The organism is Streptomyces sp. NPDC097981, from assembly GCF_040302565.1.
In the GTDB taxonomy this organism is placed as follows: Bacteria; Actinomycetota; Actinomycetes; order Streptomycetales; family Streptomycetaceae; genus Streptomyces.
Genome location: NZ_JBEORW010000004.1, coordinates 225,892 through 242,138, shown reverse-complemented (window position 1 = coordinate 242,138; position 16,247 = coordinate 225,892). Strand labels below are relative to the sequence as shown.

Here is a 16,247-nt window from a genome sequence, read left to right as displayed (position 1 = left end):
AATCCAAACGGATTACGGACCGGGGCGCGGAGCCGGACGGATCGGTGCGAACAGGGCGGACCGCTGGGTCAGCTGCTGCTGCCGGTGCCGTTGAGGCGCACCGAGCTGAGGACCTTGTCCATGGTCTCCTGCGGGACCTCGCCGGGCACGCCCGCGACGCTGTAGAGGACCCAGGTGGAGAAGTCACCGTTGGCGGTCTTGAAGCTGAACGCGATGGACTTGCCGTCGGTGGAGCACTTGTTCTCCTTGGGCACGCCGATCGCGGTGGCGGTCGCCATGTGCCCCTTGAGCCCTGAGGAGGTGGTGTACTCCTTGGGGTCGGAGACCTTGACGGTCCCCTTCGGCGCCGTCTGCGCGTACGCGGCGAACGCCCAGTTGCCGGCCTCGTTCTTGACGGCCTCGGCGGTGTCCTTGGCTCCCTGGCCGCCCTTGGTGCCGGTGCCGGCGAGCTCGGTCGACTCCTCGCGGCCGTCCTTGTTGCTGTCCACCTTGCACCAGTCCTCCTTGAGGAAGGCCGGCGCGGTGAAACTGATCATGGGCATGCCGTCGTTCTTGGAGTGGTCCGAGAACCCGGCGATGGTGCCGGCACCCGCGACGTTCCACTCCGGCGGGACGTCGAAGGCGGTGCCGTACTTCGGGTTGACGACGACCTTCCAGCCCGGGATCACCGGCTTGAGGTCGCCGCCGGCGCGCGGGTTGGCGCCGGGCGAGGCGGGCGCGGCCGGCGCGGCGGAGGAGGGCGCCGAAGAGGAGGCGGCCGGCTTGTTGTCGGCCTCGTCCTTCTTCTTGTCGTCCCGGGTCAGTACGAACGCGCCGGCGGCGGCGGCGACCACGACGACCGCGGCCGCCGCGACGATGGCCACGGTCTTCGTCGCGTACGGGCTCCCGCCGCCGCCCTGCGGCTGCGGCTGTACGGCCTGCTGGGGCTGGCCCCACGGCTGGACGGGCGGGGGCGTCTGGTAGCCCGCCTGCGGGTATCCGTAGCCGGGCTGCTGCTGGTACGGGTTCGGCTGCCCCGGCTGTCCCGGCTGCTGCTGGTAGGGGTTCTGATGCGCGTCCTGAGGGTTCTGTTCTCCCCCGGGCGGCTGCTGCTGTCCTGGCCACATGGCCGGTAACGATAGTGGGAGCGGTTGCAAGGGGCCACGGCCGCCCCCGTGCGAGGTCTGGCCAAGCGCATCTACTCACGGGTAACATCGCGTTTCATGAGCGCAGATCAGATGAACGTGGGCGAACTGCTCGCCGCGACGGTGCCGATGGCCCGGACCCTGAATCTCCAGTTCCTGGAGACCACCCCCGAGCGCGCGGTCGTACGGCTGCCGGACCAGCCCGACTACCACAACCACGTGGGCGGCCCGCACGCCGGCGCCATGTTCACCCTCGCCGAGTCCGCGAGCGGCGCGATCGTCCTGGCCGCCTTCGGCGACCAGCTCTCGCGCGCGGTGCCCCTCGCCGTCAAGGCCGAGATCGGTTACAAGAAGCTCGCCAAGGGCGTCGTGACGGCCACCGCCACCCTCGGCCGCCCGGCCGCCGAGGTCGTCGCCGAACTCGACGCGGGCGGCCGCCCCGAGTTCCCCGTCACCATCGCCATCCAGCGCGAGGACGAGGCCGTGACGGGCGAGATGACCGTTGTGTGGACGCTGCGCCCCAACGCGTAGCTGGCCGCCGCAGGCCGAGAACCCGCCCGAGGACGAGGGAAACCGCCGTCCCGGGCGGGTTCCGTGTTTTCTGCCGGCGCCGGACGCGGATGCAGACGGGTGCCGGGCCGCGCCGGGCGTGCCGCGGCGATGCGCGCCGGGGCATGGGGAGTTGCATACCGGTGCCGCCGGGTGCGGCGGACGGCTAGAGTCCCCGGGCGACGGACAGGAGGTGGCTGTGGCCAAGGTCGACATCAGTCTCGACGCCGAGCTCGTGGTGGAAGTGATGGTCCTCGCCGGGATCGGTTCGCCCCAGGACGCGGTGGAGGCCGTCGTACGGGACTACATCGCGCGCGGGCACCGCACCGAGGCGCGCGTGCAGGCGCAGTACGGGCCCCGCCGCGACGCCGACGCCCTGGAGCCGCCGCCGCAGGGCTGAACCTCCGTGCAGCGGTGGCGCGTCCGAGCGGGCCCGTCCGGCCGGCGGCGCACAGTGGGTGCGGGAGCGGTCCGGCGCGGGCCGCTCCTGCCGGTCGTGCCCGACACCTCCTCCGGTACGACCATGCCGTGGCTCTCCCGTACCGGAGCGGTCCTCCAGGTGTACTGCCCGGGCCAGGAGGGCGCGGCGGCCACCGCCGGCATCCCCATCGGGGGCGTGGAACGGCACGCCTGGGTGCTGGGTTCAGGCCGTCGTGAAGTGTTCGCGGGCCGTTCCTCCCGTGAACTCCACCTGAGGGCAAAGGCTGTGGTGAAGAGCAGATAGGCTGCCCGTTCGGCGTGTCACAGGGGACGCGCCGCCGTGATTCGGGAGGACGTACCGGTGCACATCCAGGAATGGCTGGAGACGATTCCGGCGGTCAGCATCTATCTCCTGGTGGGTCTGGTCATCGGGCTGGAGAGCCTCGGCATCCCACTGCCGGGAGAGATCATCCTGGTCAGCGCGGCGCTGCTGGCCTCGCAGCACGGCGAGATCGACCCCGTGGTCCTGGGGATCTGCGCGTCCACCGGGGCGATCGTCGGCGATTCGATCGGCTACGCGATCGGACGCAGGGGCGGCAAGCCGCTGCTGGAGCGGCTGGGCCGGCGCTTCCCCCGGCACTTCGGGCCGGAGCACGTCGCCCAGGCGGAACGCTCCTTCGAGAAGTGGGGCATGTGGGCCGTCTTCTTCGGGCGGTTCGTGGCCCTGCTGCGGATCTTCGCCGGTCCCCTGGCGGGCGTGCTGCACATGCCGTACTGGCGGTTCCTGATCGCGAACGTCCTCGGCGGAATCGTCTGGGCCGGCGGCACCACGGCCGTCATCTACTCCATCGGCATCGTCGCGGAGCCGTGGCTGAAGGGATTCTCCTGGGTCGCCCTCGTGGTGGCCCTGCTGATCGGCCTCACGGTGACGATGGTCCTGCGCAGCCGCATGAAGAAGGCGGCCGCAGCCGCGGCCGCGGCCGAGTAGCCGGCCGCCGCGCGGCCGGATCCCCTCCGGCCGCGGGCCGTACGGCTACTGCGGGGGCTGGACGGCGGCGCGGTGCTGCTGGGCCAGGTCCGCGTACATGAGGGCGTTCACCTTGATGCCCTCGCGCTCTTCGTCGGTCAGCTCGCGCCGCACCTTGGCCGGCACGCCCGCGACCAGCGAACCGGGCGGGACCACCATGCCCTGCGGGACCAGCGCTTGCGCGGCGACCAGCGAGCCGGCACCGATCACTGCGCCGTTGAGGACGGTGGCGCCCATCCCGATCAGGCAGTCGTCCTCGACCGTGCAGCCGTGCACCACCGCGTTGTGGCCGATGGAGACGCGCTCGCCGATGGAGACCGGGAACCCGGGGTCGACGTGCAGCGTGCAGTTGTCCTGCACGTTGCTGTCCGCGCCGAGCGAGATCGGGCCGCAGTCGGCGCGCAGCACCGCCGAGTACCAGATGCTCGCGCCCGGGGCCATCGTGACGTCGCCGACCACGACCGAGGTCGGCGCGGTGAAGGCCGTGGGGTCGATCTGCGGGCTCTTGCCGCCCACGCCCGCGACGAGTGCCTGGCCCTGGGCCGCGTGATACGTCATGTTCTGTTCCTCAGTCCTGTGTCTGCCGTGCCGTGCCATGTCGTGTCGTGCCGCGCTACCGGCACGGTAGGGCACGCACCCCCTGCGACCGGCGATGGGGTGAAGATCACGGCGCGCTCGGGGCGCCCGGCGCGTTACGGTGGCCCGGTGCCGAAGAACCAGAACACGTTCTCATCCCTGACGGCCCTGCGCCGCAGGCTCGCCAACCGCGCGGTGCACGCCGGCTGGCGCTGGATGCAGCAGGCGGGTGCGCTCACCGCGCAGACCCCCGGGCGGCTGCGCTTCGGCGCGATCGGGCACGGCACCCGCCTCGCCTTCCCCCAGGGCACGGTCTTCGGCGAGCCGTGGATACGCCTCGGCGACCACTGCATCATCGCCGAGCAGGTCACGCTGACCGCCGGGATGATGCCCGGCCTCGACCTCGGGACCGAGCCGGTGCTGATCCTCGGCAACGGCGTCGTGCTCGGCCGGGACACCCATGTCATAGCCGACACCCGGATCACCATCGGGAACGACACCTTCTGCGGGCCCGGGGTGTACATCACCTCCACGAACCACAGCTACGACGATCCGCACGAGCCGGTCGGCAGGCAGTGGCCGCGCAGCGCCCCGGTGGAGATAGGCCCGGGCTGCTGGCTCGGCACGGGCTCGGTGATCCTGCCGGGGGCCCGGCTGGGCCGCAACGTGGTGGTGGCGGCGGGGGCCGTCGTACGGGGCGAGGTACCGGACCACGCCGTGGTCGCCGGGGCTCCCGCGCGGATCGTCCGGCGCTGGCAGCCGGAGACGGGCTGGCAGCCGCCGCTGCGGACCCCGGCGCCGGTGCCGATCCCGGAGGGGGTGACGCCGGAGCAGCTGCGCGCGGTGGCACAGCTGGCCGAAGCCGAGGCGGAGGCGGAGCGGCGTACTCCCGGGGCGGCCGGGACGGTCTCGGCCGTAGAGCGGGCGTAGCCCGCCCGGACCGCTTGACCCGCCCGGACTGCCGGACCGGCTAGCCCGCCGCGAGCAGGACCGTACCCGCGAGGGCCAGGCCGGCGCCGGCCGCCTGGACGGTCCGCAGCCGCTCCTTGAGCACGACGAAGGCGGCGAGCGCGGTGATGACCGGGTAGAGCGAGGACAGCACGGCGGCCACGGTCACAGGACCGTTCTGGGCGGCGATGGAGTACGTGCCGTTCGCCGCGACGTCGGCCAGGCCGACGAAGGCCAGCGCGGGCAGGAGCCCCCACAGGATCCGGGGGCTCGTCCCCGCCGGCAGCGCGGGGGTGCCGCGCCGGGTCCCGGCCCACAGGGCCGCGCCGCCCGCGGCCACGTTGGTGACCCGCTGGACGAACAGGGCGAGGAAGAGCCCGGTGATGCTGTCGGAGGCGTGCGCGATCAGGGCCATCACCGCGCCGAACCCGAAGGCGGCGGTCAGGGTGAGCATCACGGCCCGCCGCTGTACGGGCGCACCGCGCAGCTCCGGGCCGCCCGCGAGGACGATGCCCACGACGGCCACCGCGATCCCCGCGAACTGGCCGAGTCCGGGCCGTTCGCCCAGTGCCAGCCCCGCCGCGACGGGCACGACCACCCCCAGCGAGCCCAGCGGCGAGACCACGCCCATCGGCCCGAGGGCCAGTGCCTTGTAGAAGCTGAGCATGGCGACCGGCCCGACCAGGCCGGCGGCGACCGCGAACCACAGCTGCGGTCCGGCCTCCCGCCAGGCCCCGGTGCCCAGGACGACCGCACCGAGTGCGACGACGGCGAGGATCTGGGAGACGACGACCACCGTGAGTGCCGGCAGCCGGCGGGTCAGCAGCCCGCCGCCGAAGTCGGCGAGGCCCCATAGCGCGGCTGTGGCCAGGGCGAAGAGGGCGGTCATGACGGGGCCTCGCAGTACAGTGCAGTGAACGGTGAAGTGTAGTTGGCTATCCTGTACGTTAGTTCAATATCTTTAACCAAGCCAGTCAGAATATTGGACTGAATGTCGAAGCGAAGGGAGCCGGACTCCGTGGCGGACCTGGAAAAGCTCACACAGTCGCTGGCAGCGAACCTCAAGCGCTGGCGCGGTGAGCGCGGTTTCACACTGGACGGGCTGGCGGCACGGTCCGGTGTCAGCCGCGGCATGATCGTCCAGATCGAGCAGGCCCGGACCAACCCCAGCGTGGGCACCACCGTGCGGCTGGCCGACGCACTCGGCGTCAGCATCTCCACGCTCCTCGACTACGACCGCGGCTCGCAGGTCAGGATCGTGCTCCCGGCGGAATCCGCCCGGATCTGGTCCACCGACGCCGGCAGTTCCACGACGCTGCTGATCGGCACGGACGAACGCGGCCCGATGGAACTGTGGACCTGGTACCTCGTGCCCGGAGAAGCCACGGAGTCCGCCCCGCACCCCTCCGGCACCATCGAGATGCTGCACGTCACGGCGGGTGAGCTGACGCTGGTCGTGGGTTCCGAGGAGTTCCGGGTGCCCGCCGGGGCCGCCGCCACCTTCGAGGCGAACCTCGCGCACGCCTACCGCAACGACGGCTCCGTGCCGATGGAGATGACCCTCGCGGTGTCGGTCCCGCCGATGACCGGGCGCGAGGCACCGGTACAGCACTGACGGACGGCGCCGCGGGCCGACGCCGGGACGGCGGCCCGCGGCGCCGCCGACTACCGCAGCGCCGGGATCTCGATGGCGGGGCAGCGGTCCATCACCATCTCCAGGCCCGCCTCGCGGGTCCGGGCGAAGGCGGCCTCGTCGATCACATCCAGCTGGAACCAGACGGCGTCCGCCCCCGCGGCCACGGCCTCGTCGGCGACCGCCCCGGCGAGGGTCTCGTTCACGAAGACGTCCACCACGTCCACCTTGAACGGGATCTCCGCGAGCGAGGCGTACCCCTGCTCGCCGTGCACCGTCTCCGCCTTCGGGTGGACGGGGACCACCCGCTTGCCGAACCTCTGGAGCGTGCGGGCCACGCCGTAGGCCGCGCGGTCCCGGTTGTTGGACAGGCCGACCACGGCCCAGGTGTCGCCGAGCTCGGTGAGGATCTTGCGGATGGTTGCCGGGTCGCCGTACACGGGTGCCGCCTCCTGTTGCCTTCGCTGCCTTCCACCCGGGATCAACCGAAAGGACGCATGTCCGATTCCCCGTAGGGTGGAGCGGTGAAGTCAGACCAGTACGTGACGGTGGCCCGCGAAGGTGCGCACGAGTCCGAGATCAACCGCTCGCGCTTCCTGTGCTCGCTCGCGCCCGCCGCGACCGAGCAGGAGGCGCAGGAGTTCATCGCGCGCATCCGCAAGGAGCACCCCACCGCCACGCACAACTGCTTCGCGTACGTCATCGGGGCCGACGCCTCCGTCCAGAAGGCCAGCGACGACGGCGAGCCCGGCGGCACCGCCGGGGTGCCCATGCTCCAGATGCTGATGCGCCGCGACATCCGGTACGCGGTGGCGGTCGTCACCCGCTACTACGGCGGCGTGAAGCTCGGTGCCGGCGGCCTGATCCGGGCCTACGGCGGTGTCGTCGGCGAGGCCCTCGACGCGCTCGGCACCCTCACCCGTCGCCGCTACCGGCTGGCCACCGTCACCGTGGACCACCAGCGGGCCGGCAAGACCCAGAACGACCTGCGCTCCACCGGCCGGACCGTGGTGGACCTGCGCTACGGGGCCGCCGTCGAGATCGAGGTCGCCCTGCCGGAGGCGGACCTGCCCGCCTTCGAGGCCTGGCTCGCCGACAGCACGGCCGGCAGTGCCACCCTCACCCTCGGCGGGGAGACCTACGCGTCCTGAGGACGAGACCTGCGGCTCCCGGCGACGCGTTAGCGTAGAGGGGTTCAGCGAGCGGGAGACCACCAGGGGGACGGAAGAACATGTGCGGAGAGACGTCCGGCGGGGCCGGCGAGTGAGGCTCCTGCACACCTCCGACTGGCATCTCGGCCGGTCCTTCCACCGCGTGAACCTGCTCGGGGCCCAGGCCGCCTTCGTCGACCACCTGGTCGAGACCGTCCGCGAGCACGAGGTCGACGCCGTCCTCGTCGCAGGCGACGTCTACGACCGGGCCGTGCCCCCGCTGCCCGCCGTCGAACTGTACGACCGGGCCCTGCACCGGCTCGCCGACCTCGGCGTCCCCACCGTGATGATCTCCGGGAACCACGACTCCGCCCGCCGGCTCGGCGTCGGCGCCGGGCTGATCGGCCGGGCCGGGATCCACCTGCGGACCGACCCCGAGGGCTGCGCCGACCCCGTGGTGCTGGCCGACGTACACGGCGACGTGGCCCTGTACGGACTGCCGTACCTCGAGCCCGCCCTGGTCAAGGACCGGTTCGGCGCGGAGAAGGCGAGCCACGAGGCCGTGCTGGGCGCGGCCATGGACCTCGTCCGGGCCGATCTCGCCGACCGGGCCCCCGGCACCCGCTCCGTCGTCCTCGCCCACGCCTTCGTCACCGGCGGGCAGGCCAGCGACAGCGAGCGCGACATCGCCGTCGGCGGGGTCGAGGCCGTGCCCGCCTCCGTCTTCGACGGGGTGGACTACGCTGCCCTCGGCCACCTCCACGGCTGTCAGACGATCAACGAACGGGTCCGCTACTCCGGTTCCCCGCTCGCCTACTCCTTCTCCGAGGCCGACCACCGCAAGAGCATGTGGCTGATCGAACTCGGCGCGGCCGGTGAGATCACCGCCGAGCGCGTCGACACCCCCGTGCCGCGTCCGCTCGCCCGGCTCCGGGGGCGCCTCGAAGCGCTGCTGGAGGAGTCCTCGTACGCCGTGTACGAGAACTCCTGGATCGAGGCCACCCTCACCGACCCGGTCCGGCCCGAGGATCCAATGGCCCGGCTCACCGCCCGCTTCCCGCACACCCTCAGCCTCGCCTTCGACCCCGAGGGCCGCGAGGAGGACGGCGGAGCGTCGTACGCCCAGCGCCTCAAGGGGCGCAGCGACCAGGAGATCGCCGAGGACTTCGTCGCGCACGTGCGCGGCGGCGTCGCGGACGAGGCCGAACGAGCCGTGCTTCGGGGCGCCTTCGAGGACGTACGGGCGGACGACAGCCGGCAGGAGGCCCGCCGATGAGGCTGCACCGGCTCAGGATCACCGCCTTCGGGCCCTTCGCCGAACCCCAGCAGATCGACTTCGACGCACTGTCCGGCGCCGGGATCTTCCTGCTCCACGGCCCCACCGGCGCGGGCAAGACGTCCGTCCTCGACGCCGTCTGCTACGCCCTGTACGGATCGGTGCCCGGCTCCCGCCAGGCCCCGGGCACCACGCTGCGCAGCGACCACGCCGATGCCGGGACCCCGACCGAGGTCACCCTCGAACTCACCGCGGGCGGGCGGCGCCTGGAGATCACCCGGCGCCCCGAGCAGGACCGGCCGAAGAAGCGCGGCACCGGCACCACCAAGGACAAGGCGCAGAGCTGGCTGCGCGAGTACGACGGGGAACGCTGGCTCGCGCTCAGCCGTTCCCATCAGGAGATCGGCGAGGAGATCGAGCAGCTGCTCGGCATGAGCCGCGAGCAGTTCTGCCAGGTCGTGCTCCTGCCACAGGGCGAGTTCGCCCGGTTCCTGCGGGCCGACGAGGCAGCGCGGGGCCGGCTGCTGGGCCGGCTCTTCGACACCCGCCGCTTCGCCGCCGTCGAAGCGCTCCTCGCCGAGCGCCGCCGCGCCGCCGAGGCCAAGGTCCGGGCCGGCGACGAGAAGGTGCTCGGCACGGCCCAGCGGCTCGCCCAGGCCGCCGGGGACAGCGCCGACCTGCGGGCCTGGCCGCTGCCCGGGCACCAGCCGGGCGATCCCGGGCTGGCCGGGGCGATCCGGGCCTGGGCCGCCGTCGCACGCTGTGCGGCCCGGGAGCAGCTGACGGTCGCCGAGTACGCGCTGGCGGCCGTCGAGAGCCGGCACGCAGCCGCCCGGCGGGCCGCCGAGGAGGCGCGCGAGCTCGACCGCCTCCAGCGCCGGCACGCCGAGACGCTCCGGCGGGCCGCCCTGCTCGCCGAGGCGGAGCCCGAACAGGAGCGGGTCCGCGCCCTGCTCGACGGGGCCCGCCGGGGCGCGCTGGTGGCCCCCGCACTGGAACTGCGCGGTGCCGCGTCCGCAGCCCACCTGTCCGCAGCCCACGCCGAGGCCGCCGCCCGCTCGCAGCTCCCGCCGGCCCTCGCCGAGGCGGGCACCGAGCAGCTGTCCGCCGTGGAGCAGCGGCTGCGCGAGGACCTCGGCGCGCTCGGCGCCGCCCAGCGGTCCGAGCAGCGCAGCGCCGAGATCGGCCGCGAGCGGGCCACCCTGGAGCGCGAGGCCCGCGACGCCGAGGAGCAGCTGCGGGAGTCCGCCGACTGGCTCGCCCGCTGGGAGGCCACCCGGACCGCACTGGCCGAGCGGGTGGACGCCGCCCAGCAGGCCGCGACACTGGCCGAACAGCTCGCGGGGCGGCTGGAGCCGGCCCGCCTGCACCTGAATGCGGCCCGCCGCCGGGATGCGCTGGATGCCGACGCGCAGCGGGCCGAGGGCGAACTGCTCTCCGTACGCGAGGAGTCGACCGCCGCCCGGGAGCGCTGGCTGGAGCTCAAGGAAGCCCGGCTGCGCGGGATCGCCGCCGAGCTCGCCGAGGCGCTGGTGGCGGGGGAGGCGTGCACGGTGTGCGGATCGGCGGAGCACCCTGCTCCGGCGCGCCCGGCGCCCGGGCACGTGGACCGGGCCGCCGAGGACGCCGCCCACGCCCGCTACGAGCAGGCCGAGGAGCGCAGGGCCGCCGTCGAGCGCAAACGCGCCGCCGTCCAGGAGGCCCGGGCCGAGGCCGCGGCCGCCGCCGGGGAGGCCACCACCGCGGAACTCCTCGCGTTGACCTCGGACCTGAGCTCCCGGCACGCCGCCGCCCACGCCGCGGCCGCCGGGCTGCACGCGGCCCGGGAGCACCTCGCCCGCGCCGAACGGGAGCACGCCGTACGCAGCTCCGACCGGCTCGACGCGGAGCGCCGGGCCGCGGGCAGGGCCTCCCGGCGCGAGGCCCTGGACCAGGAGCAGGCCTCTCTGGAGGCCGAGCTGGCCCTCGTACGGGGCGACGCGCCCACGGTCGCGGCCCGCGCCCGGATCCTGGAGGACCGGGTCCGGATGGTCACCGGCGCCGCCGCGGCGCTGCGCCGGGCCGAGGTCACCGCCGCCCGGCTCAAGGAGGCCGACGACCAGCTCGCCGACGCCGCCTTCAAGGCCGGCTTCGACACCACCGAGGCCGCCGCCGACGCGGTCCTCCCGGACTACGAGCGCAGCGCGCTCCAGCACCGGCTGGACGCCTGGCAGGCCGAGGAGGCCATGCTCGCCGACCGGCGCGGCGAACGCGACACCGCCGCCGCGGCGGCCCTGCCCCCTGCCGCCCCGGACACCGCCGAAGCCGGCGCCGAGCGGGCCGCGGCCCGGCTGCGCACGGCGGGATCGGCCTTCGACGCCGCCCGGGTGCGCTGCGCGGAGCTGGACCGGCTGTCCCGGCAGGCGGAGCAGGAGCTGCGGGCGCTGGGCCCGCTGCGCGAGGCGTACGACCGGGTGGCCCGGCTGGCCGGGCTCACCGCGGGCACCTCCGCGGACAACGAGCGCAAGATGCGGCTGGAGGCGTACGTCCTGGCCGCCCGCCTGGAGCAGGTCGCAGCTGCCGCGACGGTTCGGCTGCTGCGGATGTCGGGCGGCCGCTACACGCTCGTGCACTCCGACGCCAGGGCCGGTGGACGCGGGCGTTCCGGCCTCGGGCTGCACGTGGTGGACGCATGGACCGGCAGCGAGCGGGACACGGCCACCCTGTCGGGCGGCGAGACCTTCTTCGCCTCGCTCGCCCTGGCCCTCGGCCTGGCCGACGTGGTCACCGACGAGGCGGGCGGCATGCGCCTCGACACCCTGTTCATCGACGAGGGCTTCGGCAGCCTCGACGACCAGGCGCTCGACGAGGTGCTCGACGTACTGGACTCGCTGCGCGAACGGGACCGCAGCGTCGGCATCGTGAGCCACGTCGCCGACCTGCGGACCCGCGTCCAGGCCCAGTTGGAGATCGTCAAGCAGCGCGGCGGCTCGGTGGTGCGCCACCGCACCGCTGCCCTCAGGGACTGAGCGGGCGGCGGGACAGCGGCGAGGAGTACACGATGCTGGTGGTGACGGCGCCGAGGCCGGCTATCCGGCCGGCGACCTCCTCCAGGTGCTTCATCGAGCGGGCGGCGACCTTGAGCACGAAGCAGTCGTCGCCCGTGACGTGATGGGCCTCCAGGATCTCCGGGGTGGCCTCCAGCAGGTCGTGGAACGGCTTGTAGTTGCCGTGCGGATAGCGCAGCCGGACCAGCGCCAGGATGGACTTGCCCAGTTTCTCCGGATCCACCACGGCGGTGTACCCGGTGATCACGCCCGCCTCCTCCAGGCGGCGCACCCGCTCGGTGACCGCGCTCGCGGACATGGAGACGGCGCGCGCGAGTTCGGCGAAGCTGGCCCGGCCGTCCTCCTGGAGGGCCGTCAGGATGCGCCAGTCGGTGGCGTCAGGGGAATAATCGGTCATGGTGCAGATGTAGCAGGGGAATCCCCGGCCGAACAAGAGGAAGGCCGGGGAAAGGCACTTCCGGAGATGATCAGTGGCTCGTAGATTCTGAGCCATGACGACGACACAGAACACCGCCGCCCAGGCCGCTGCCACCGCCAACCCGGTACTCCGGGTCCCCCCGGCCACCCCGGCCGCGGCCGCCGCCTACTTCGCCGCGAGCCTCGCCTTCCACGCGGATGTCTCCGATGTCGCCGCCGCCTTCAAGGCCCACCGCGAGCAGGGCGCCGAACTCGGCTTCCAGCTGATCGACTCCCGCTCGACCCCGGCCTGGGACCAGGCCCACGTACCCGGCGCGATCCACCTCCCGACGGCCCTCATCCCGGAGCAGGCCGAGCGGCTCCTCGACAAGGCCGTTCCGGTCGTCACGTACTGCTGGGGTCCCGGCTGCAACGGAGGCACCCGCTCCGCCCTCGCCCTGGCCCAGCTCGGATTCCAGGTCAAGGAGATGCTCGGCGGCATCGAGTACTGGATCCGCGAGGGCTTCGAGGTCGAGACCTGGCAGGGCGGCCGGCAGCGCGCCGAGGCGGACCCGCTGACCGCGCCGACCGACTCCGACGACTGCGGCTGCTGAAGCCGCGCCGGAACACCGTACGGGCCGCTCGCTCCGCGCAGGAGACGAGCGGCCCGTACGCATGGCTGCCCCTGATCAGAGCTTCGACAGCTCGTCCACCAGGTCGTCCAGGCCCAGCGAGCCCTGCGACAGCGCCGCCATGTGCCACGCCTTCAGATCGAAGGAGTCGCCGTGCGCGGCGCGGGCGTTGTCCCGCCCGAGCAGCCAGGCCCGCTCGCCCAGCTTGTAGCCGATCGCCTGTCCCGGCATCGACAGGTAGCGGGTCAGCTCGCTCTCGATGAAGTCCGCCGGCCGGCCGCTGTGCAGGCCGAAGAATTCCTGCGCCAGGTCCACCGTCCAGCGCTCGCCCGGGTGGAACGGCGAGTCCGCCGGGATCTCCAGCCCCAGGTGCATGCCGATGTCCACGATGACCCGCGCGGCACGCATCATCTGGCAGTCCAGGTAACCCAGGCGCTGCTCGGCGTCCTTGAGGTAGCCCAGCTCGTCCATCAGGCGCTCAGCGTACAGCGCCCAGCCCTCGACGTTGGCGCTGACGAGGCCGACGCTGGCCTGGTAGCGGGAGAGCTGGTCCGCGACGTGAGCCCACTGCGCGAGCTGCAGGTGGTGGCCCGGAACGCCCTCGTGGTACCAGGTGGAGACCAGGTCGTACACCGGGAAGCGGGTCTGGCCCATCGTCGGCAGCCAGGTGCGCCCCGGGCGGGAGAAGTCCTCCGAGGGGTTGGTGTAGTACGGGGCCGCCGCGCCGCCCGGCGGGGCGATCATGGACTCCACCCGCTTCACACGCTCGGCGAGCTCGAAGTGGGTGCCGTCCAGGTTCTCGATGGCCTCGTCCATGATCCCCTGCAGCCAGGCCTGGACCTCCTCGACGCCCTCGATGTGGGTGCCGTGCTGGTCGAGGTGCCCCAGCGCCTCCCAAGGGCCCGCGCCCGGCAGGATCTTGGCCGCCTCGGTCTTCATCTCGGAGAGCAGCCGGTGGTACTCCGACCAGCCGTAGGCGTACGCCTCGTCCAGGTCCAGGTCCGTGCCGTTGAAGTACCGCGACCAGCGGGCGTAGCGCTCGCGGCCCACCGGGTCCGGAGCGTCGGCCACGGCGGGCGCGTACACGTCGCGCATCCAGTCGCGGAGCCCGGCCACGGCCGCCGTCGCACCGGCGGCCGCCTCCTCCAGCCCGGCGCGCTGCGCATCCGGGCCGCGGGACGCGAATTCGCCGAAGAAGCCCTGGCCGTCGCTGTCGTCGTCCTCGCCCGCCCAGGTGGTGAGCTGGCCGATGAAGGTGGCGGTGGCGCGCGGACCTCCGTACAGGCCGCGGTCCAGACCGAGTGCGAGGCTCTCGCGGTAGCCGGCGAGGGCGGCGGGTACCACGCGCAGCCGCTCGGCGATCGCGGCCCATTCCTCGTCCGTGTCGGCCGGGGTCAGGGTGAAGACGTCGCGGACGGCGTGCGCGGGCGAGTGGATGTTGCTGACGGCCCGCAGGTCCTCGTCCGCCTCGTACACCGCGAGTTCGGCGGTGAGGCGCTCACGCAGCAGGCGGGCGCAGCGGCGCTCGGCGTCGCTGTCCGCGCCGGGCAGCCGCTCGGCGGCGTCGAGGCGGGCGAGGGTGGAGCGGGACAGGTCGGCGGCGGCCGCGCGGCCGGCCGGGGAGAAGTCCGGGAGCCGGCTGGAGCTCGCGGCGACACCGAGATAGGTGCCCGTGATCGGGTCGATGGCGATGAGGTCGTCGACGTATGCGTCGGCGACCTGGCGGGGCAGCCGGGAAGCACTGTCGCTGCGAAGGGTCTCTGACATGCGGCCATCTTCGTACGGGGGACGCCCCCGCGTCATCACCGTTCGCTGTCAGCCTCCTGACGTGCAGGGGAGCGGCGGACCGGGCTCCCGCACCGGCACCATCACCGGTCCGGCCGGGGCGACTTCCCGCCGCCCCGGCCGGATTCCGGTGCGCCCGGCTCAGCGCCGGTGCTGCTGCGGCCCGTACGGGTGCTGCGCGCGGGGCAGCTCGTACGGAACCCGGGAGACGACCGGTGTGGCGTCCAGCCGGGCCGTGATCACCAAGGTGCCCTCCTCGATCTGGTAGTCGAGGGGGAGGCCGAGGCCGCGCATGGCCGCGACCATGCCGGTGTTGGCGGCCTGGGTGACGGCGTACACGCTGTCGCAGCCGGCCTCGACGGCCATCGCGATCAGGCGGCCCAGCAGCTCGGAGCCTATTCCGCGGCGCTGCCAGTCGTCCTCGATCAGGAGCGCGACCTCGGTCTCGTCCCCGTCCCACAGCAGGTGGCCGAGGGCGACGAGCTTGCCGGACGCGGTGGTGGCGGCGAGGGTGCGGCCGAACCGGGGGCTCAGCAGATGGGCGAGGTAGCGGTCGGCGTCGGCGACGGGCCCGTGGTAGCGCAGGCCGAGGGTGCGCTCGGAGCAGCGGTCGTGCATGGCGCGGGCGGCCGCGAGGTCGGAGCCGTCGGCGCGGCGCACGGTGATCTCGTTGCCCTCGGGCAGGGTCAGCACGTCCTGGCTGCGCGGGACGCGCGGCCCGAGCCGGGCGTCGAGCTCGACGAGGGCGCGGGCCCGGGCGAACTCGGTCGGGGTGAAGGGCAGATAGGGGCGCTCCACGGTGATGGCACCGCCCGAGGGGTCGCGCAGCCGCATCACCGTTGCCTCCAGGACGCCCTCGACCGGGGCGTCGGCGCCCGCGTTGGGGCGGCCGGAGAGTGTGGTTGCCGGGATCGAGTGGATGGTGCAGCGGCCGAGCAGCTGGCGCAGCGCGAGGGGCAGTTCGGCGGCGTCCAGGGCGGTGCGGGTGGCCAGGCCCAGCACGCGGGTCGGAGTGTCGACCAGGTCGTGCGCGTCGGCACGCTCGATCCAGGTGCTGCGGCCGCCCGCTCCGGCGATGGCTCGGGCGAGGTCGGCGGAGGGCAGCTTCTGCGGGGAGCGCAGCAGGAACTCGTCGACGGTGCCGCCCTCGGGGAGCGGGTGGGTCTGGAGGGTCAGGATGTCCACGGCGTGGTGGGCCAGCGCGGTGCAGATCGCGGCCAGGCTGCCGGGCTCGTCCCGTACGGTCGTCCTCATCCGCCACAGGGAGGTGGTGGTGGCGGACGCGGTCTCCGAGGAGGACTCGGCCGGCGCAGCGCCCGGGGCCGGATCGGAGGGCGCTGCGCCGGGCGGCGGCGGGGGTGCATGGCTGTGGCGGCGTGCCCACCAGGTGTGGAACGCCGCCGTGACCAGGAGTGCGACGGCGGAGGCGATGAGCAGGACCGGGCCCTTGGGTCCGTGCGCGACGAGATTGGCGATGCCGTCGGCGACCGCGACGGCGCAGAACAGCGCGGCCAGTTCGACGATGTCGCGGCGCCAGTGGTGGCGGTGGTGGCGGGGTGCGGGGGCGTGGTTGCGTTCAGTCATGCATGCCACTGTGACGCAGGGGTGTTGCGTGATCACGAACGATCTGTGACCGACTGGTTAAGTGTCCGTCTGGCCGATTTCGCCCTGTTTTCCGGTGCG

17 protein-coding genes are annotated in these 16,247 nt (G+C 73.4%); 10 read left to right on the top strand and 7 right to left on the bottom strand.

The window, feature by feature from the left end:
* Positions 1 to 68 precede the first annotated feature (68 nt).
* Positions 69 to 1,106, bottom strand: a complete 1,038-nt coding sequence (locus tag ABTY04_RS05940; protein ID WP_352212082.1) for a DUF8017 domain-containing protein — start codon at positions 1,104 to 1,106, stop codon at positions 69 to 71.
* Positions 1,107 to 1,202: 96 nt separating this feature from the next.
* Between ABTY04_RS05940 and ABTY04_RS05935 the strand changes: the two genes are divergently transcribed.
* The 4 genes from ABTY04_RS05935 (at position 1,203) to ABTY04_RS05920 (ending at position 3,081) form a co-directional block, all read left to right on the top strand.
* Positions 1,203 to 1,655 carry a DUF4442 domain-containing protein gene (locus tag ABTY04_RS05935; RefSeq protein ID WP_189973593.1) on the top strand — a complete coding sequence of 151 codons (453 nt, stop codon included), beginning with the start codon at positions 1,203 to 1,205 and terminating at the stop codon, positions 1,653 to 1,655.
* Between the two features lie 217 nt (positions 1,656 to 1,872).
* Positions 1,873 to 2,073, top strand: coding sequence for a DUF2191 domain-containing protein (locus ABTY04_RS05930; RefSeq protein ID WP_352212081.1), 201 nt, complete (start codon positions 1,873 to 1,875; stop codon positions 2,071 to 2,073).
* A gap of 96 nt (positions 2,074 to 2,169) precedes the next feature.
* The gene (locus ABTY04_RS05925) at positions 2,170 to 2,397 is read left to right on the top strand and encodes a hypothetical protein (RefSeq protein WP_352212080.1); all 228 of its coding nucleotides are present in this window, start codon (positions 2,170 to 2,172) and stop codon (positions 2,395 to 2,397) included.
* 57 nt (positions 2,398 to 2,454) lie between these two features.
* On the top strand, positions 2,455 to 3,081 hold the full coding sequence (locus tag ABTY04_RS05920) for a DedA family protein (protein WP_352212079.1): 627 nt from the start codon (positions 2,455 to 2,457) through the stop codon (positions 3,079 to 3,081).
* Between the two features lie 45 nt (positions 3,082 to 3,126).
* Here the strand turns inward: ABTY04_RS05920 and ABTY04_RS05915 are convergent, their stop codons facing one another.
* A complete protein-coding gene (locus ABTY04_RS05915) occupies positions 3,127 to 3,678 on the bottom strand; it encodes a gamma carbonic anhydrase family protein (RefSeq protein ID WP_352212078.1) in 552 nt (183 codons plus the stop codon).
* Positions 3,679 to 3,825: 147 nt separating this feature from the next.
* Here ABTY04_RS05915 and ABTY04_RS05910 point away from each other — a divergent pair, with 147 nt between their 5' ends.
* On the top strand, positions 3,826 to 4,626 hold the full coding sequence (locus ABTY04_RS05910) for an acyltransferase (protein WP_352212077.1): 801 nt from the start codon (positions 3,826 to 3,828) through the stop codon (positions 4,624 to 4,626).
* Between the two features lie 40 nt (positions 4,627 to 4,666).
* Here ABTY04_RS05910 and ABTY04_RS05905 read toward each other — a convergent pair whose 3' ends face one another.
* Positions 4,667 to 5,533 carry an EamA family transporter gene (locus ABTY04_RS05905; RefSeq protein WP_352212076.1) on the bottom strand — a complete coding sequence of 289 codons (867 nt, stop codon included), beginning with the start codon at positions 5,531 to 5,533 and terminating at the stop codon, positions 4,667 to 4,669.
* A 129-nt stretch (positions 5,534 to 5,662) separates the two neighbouring features.
* Here ABTY04_RS05905 and ABTY04_RS05900 point away from each other — a divergent pair, with 129 nt between their 5' ends.
* Entirely contained in the window at positions 5,663 to 6,259 is a 597-nt protein-coding gene (locus tag ABTY04_RS05900) for a helix-turn-helix domain-containing protein (protein ID WP_352212160.1), read from the top strand.
* Positions 6,260 to 6,309: 50 nt separating this feature from the next.
* Here ABTY04_RS05900 and ABTY04_RS05895 read toward each other — a convergent pair whose 3' ends face one another.
* Positions 6,310 to 6,717, bottom strand: a complete 408-nt coding sequence (locus tag ABTY04_RS05895; RefSeq protein WP_352212075.1) for a CoA-binding protein — start codon at positions 6,715 to 6,717, stop codon at positions 6,310 to 6,312.
* Between the two features lie 84 nt (positions 6,718 to 6,801).
* On the opposite strand from ABTY04_RS05895, the gene ABTY04_RS05890 reads away from it, so the two are divergent.
* The 3 genes from ABTY04_RS05890 (at position 6,802) to ABTY04_RS05880 (ending at position 11,712) form a co-directional block, all read left to right on the top strand.
* Positions 6,802 to 7,428 (top strand): YigZ family protein, encoded by a 627-nt coding sequence (locus ABTY04_RS05890; RefSeq protein WP_352212074.1) that lies wholly within the window; start codon positions 6,802 to 6,804, stop codon positions 7,426 to 7,428.
* A 112-nt stretch (positions 7,429 to 7,540) separates the two neighbouring features.
* A complete protein-coding gene (locus ABTY04_RS05885) occupies positions 7,541 to 8,704 on the top strand; it encodes an exonuclease SbcCD subunit D (protein ID WP_352212073.1) in 1,164 nt (387 codons plus the stop codon).
* A complete protein-coding gene (locus tag ABTY04_RS05880) occupies positions 8,701 to 11,712 on the top strand; it encodes an AAA family ATPase (protein WP_352212072.1) in 3,012 nt (1,003 codons plus the stop codon). Before ABTY04_RS05885 ends, ABTY04_RS05880 begins: the two co-directional genes overlap by 4 nt.
* Here the strand turns inward: ABTY04_RS05880 and ABTY04_RS05875 are convergent.
* Entirely contained in the window at positions 11,702 to 12,148 is a 447-nt protein-coding gene (locus ABTY04_RS05875; RefSeq protein WP_352212071.1) for an Lrp/AsnC family transcriptional regulator, read from the bottom strand. The two genes, ABTY04_RS05880 and ABTY04_RS05875, sit on opposite strands and share 11 nt — an antisense overlap.
* 94 nt (positions 12,149 to 12,242) lie before the next feature.
* On the opposite strand from ABTY04_RS05875, the gene ABTY04_RS05870 reads away from it, so the two are divergent.
* Positions 12,243 to 12,761, top strand: coding sequence for a rhodanese-like domain-containing protein (locus ABTY04_RS05870; RefSeq protein ID WP_352212070.1), 519 nt, complete (start codon positions 12,243 to 12,245; stop codon positions 12,759 to 12,761).
* A 75-nt stretch (positions 12,762 to 12,836) separates the two neighbouring features.
* On the opposite strand, the gene ABTY04_RS05865 is transcribed toward ABTY04_RS05870, so the two are convergent.
* Both ABTY04_RS05865 and ABTY04_RS05860 read right to left on the bottom strand, forming a co-directional pair.
* On the bottom strand, positions 12,837 to 14,546 hold the full coding sequence (locus tag ABTY04_RS05865; RefSeq protein ID WP_352212069.1) for a DUF885 domain-containing protein: 1,710 nt from the start codon (positions 14,544 to 14,546) through the stop codon (positions 12,837 to 12,839).
* Between the two features lie 159 nt (positions 14,547 to 14,705).
* Positions 14,706 to 16,148 carry a GNAT family N-acetyltransferase gene (locus ABTY04_RS05860; RefSeq protein WP_352212068.1) on the bottom strand — a complete coding sequence of 481 codons (1,443 nt, stop codon included), beginning with the start codon at positions 16,146 to 16,148 and terminating at the stop codon, positions 14,706 to 14,708.
* Positions 16,149 to 16,247: the final 99 nt, after the last annotated feature.

Excerpts from the sequence above, each read along its gene's own strand:
- ABTY04_RS05940 (WP_352212082.1), bottom strand. The coding sequence starts at position 1,106 with ATGTGGCCAGGACAGCAGCAGCCGCCCGGGGGAGAACAGAACCCTCAG.
- ABTY04_RS05935 (WP_189973593.1), top strand. The coding sequence starts at position 1,203 with ATGAGCGCAGATCAGATGAACGTGGGCGAACTGCTCGCCGCGACGGTG.
- ABTY04_RS05915 (WP_352212078.1), bottom strand. The coding sequence starts at position 3,678 with ATGACGTATCACGCGGCCCAGGGCCAGGCACTCGTCGCGGGCGTGGGC.
- ABTY04_RS05905 (WP_352212076.1), bottom strand. The coding sequence starts at position 5,533 with ATGACCGCCCTCTTCGCCCTGGCCACAGCCGCGCTATGGGGCCTCGCC.
- ABTY04_RS05880 (WP_352212072.1), top strand. The coding sequence starts at position 8,701 with ATGAGGCTGCACCGGCTCAGGATCACCGCCTTCGGGCCCTTCGCCGAA.
- ABTY04_RS05875 (WP_352212071.1), bottom strand. The coding sequence starts at position 12,148 with ATGACCGATTATTCCCCTGACGCCACCGACTGGCGCATCCTGACGGCC.
- ABTY04_RS05870 (WP_352212070.1), top strand. The coding sequence starts at position 12,243 with ATGACGACGACACAGAACACCGCCGCCCAGGCCGCTGCCACCGCCAAC.
- ABTY04_RS05865 (WP_352212069.1), bottom strand. The coding sequence starts at position 14,546 with ATGTCAGAGACCCTTCGCAGCGACAGTGCTTCCCGGCTGCCCCGCCAG.
- ABTY04_RS05860 (WP_352212068.1), bottom strand. The coding sequence starts at position 16,148 with ATGACTGAACGCAACCACGCCCCCGCACCCCGCCACCACCGCCACCAC.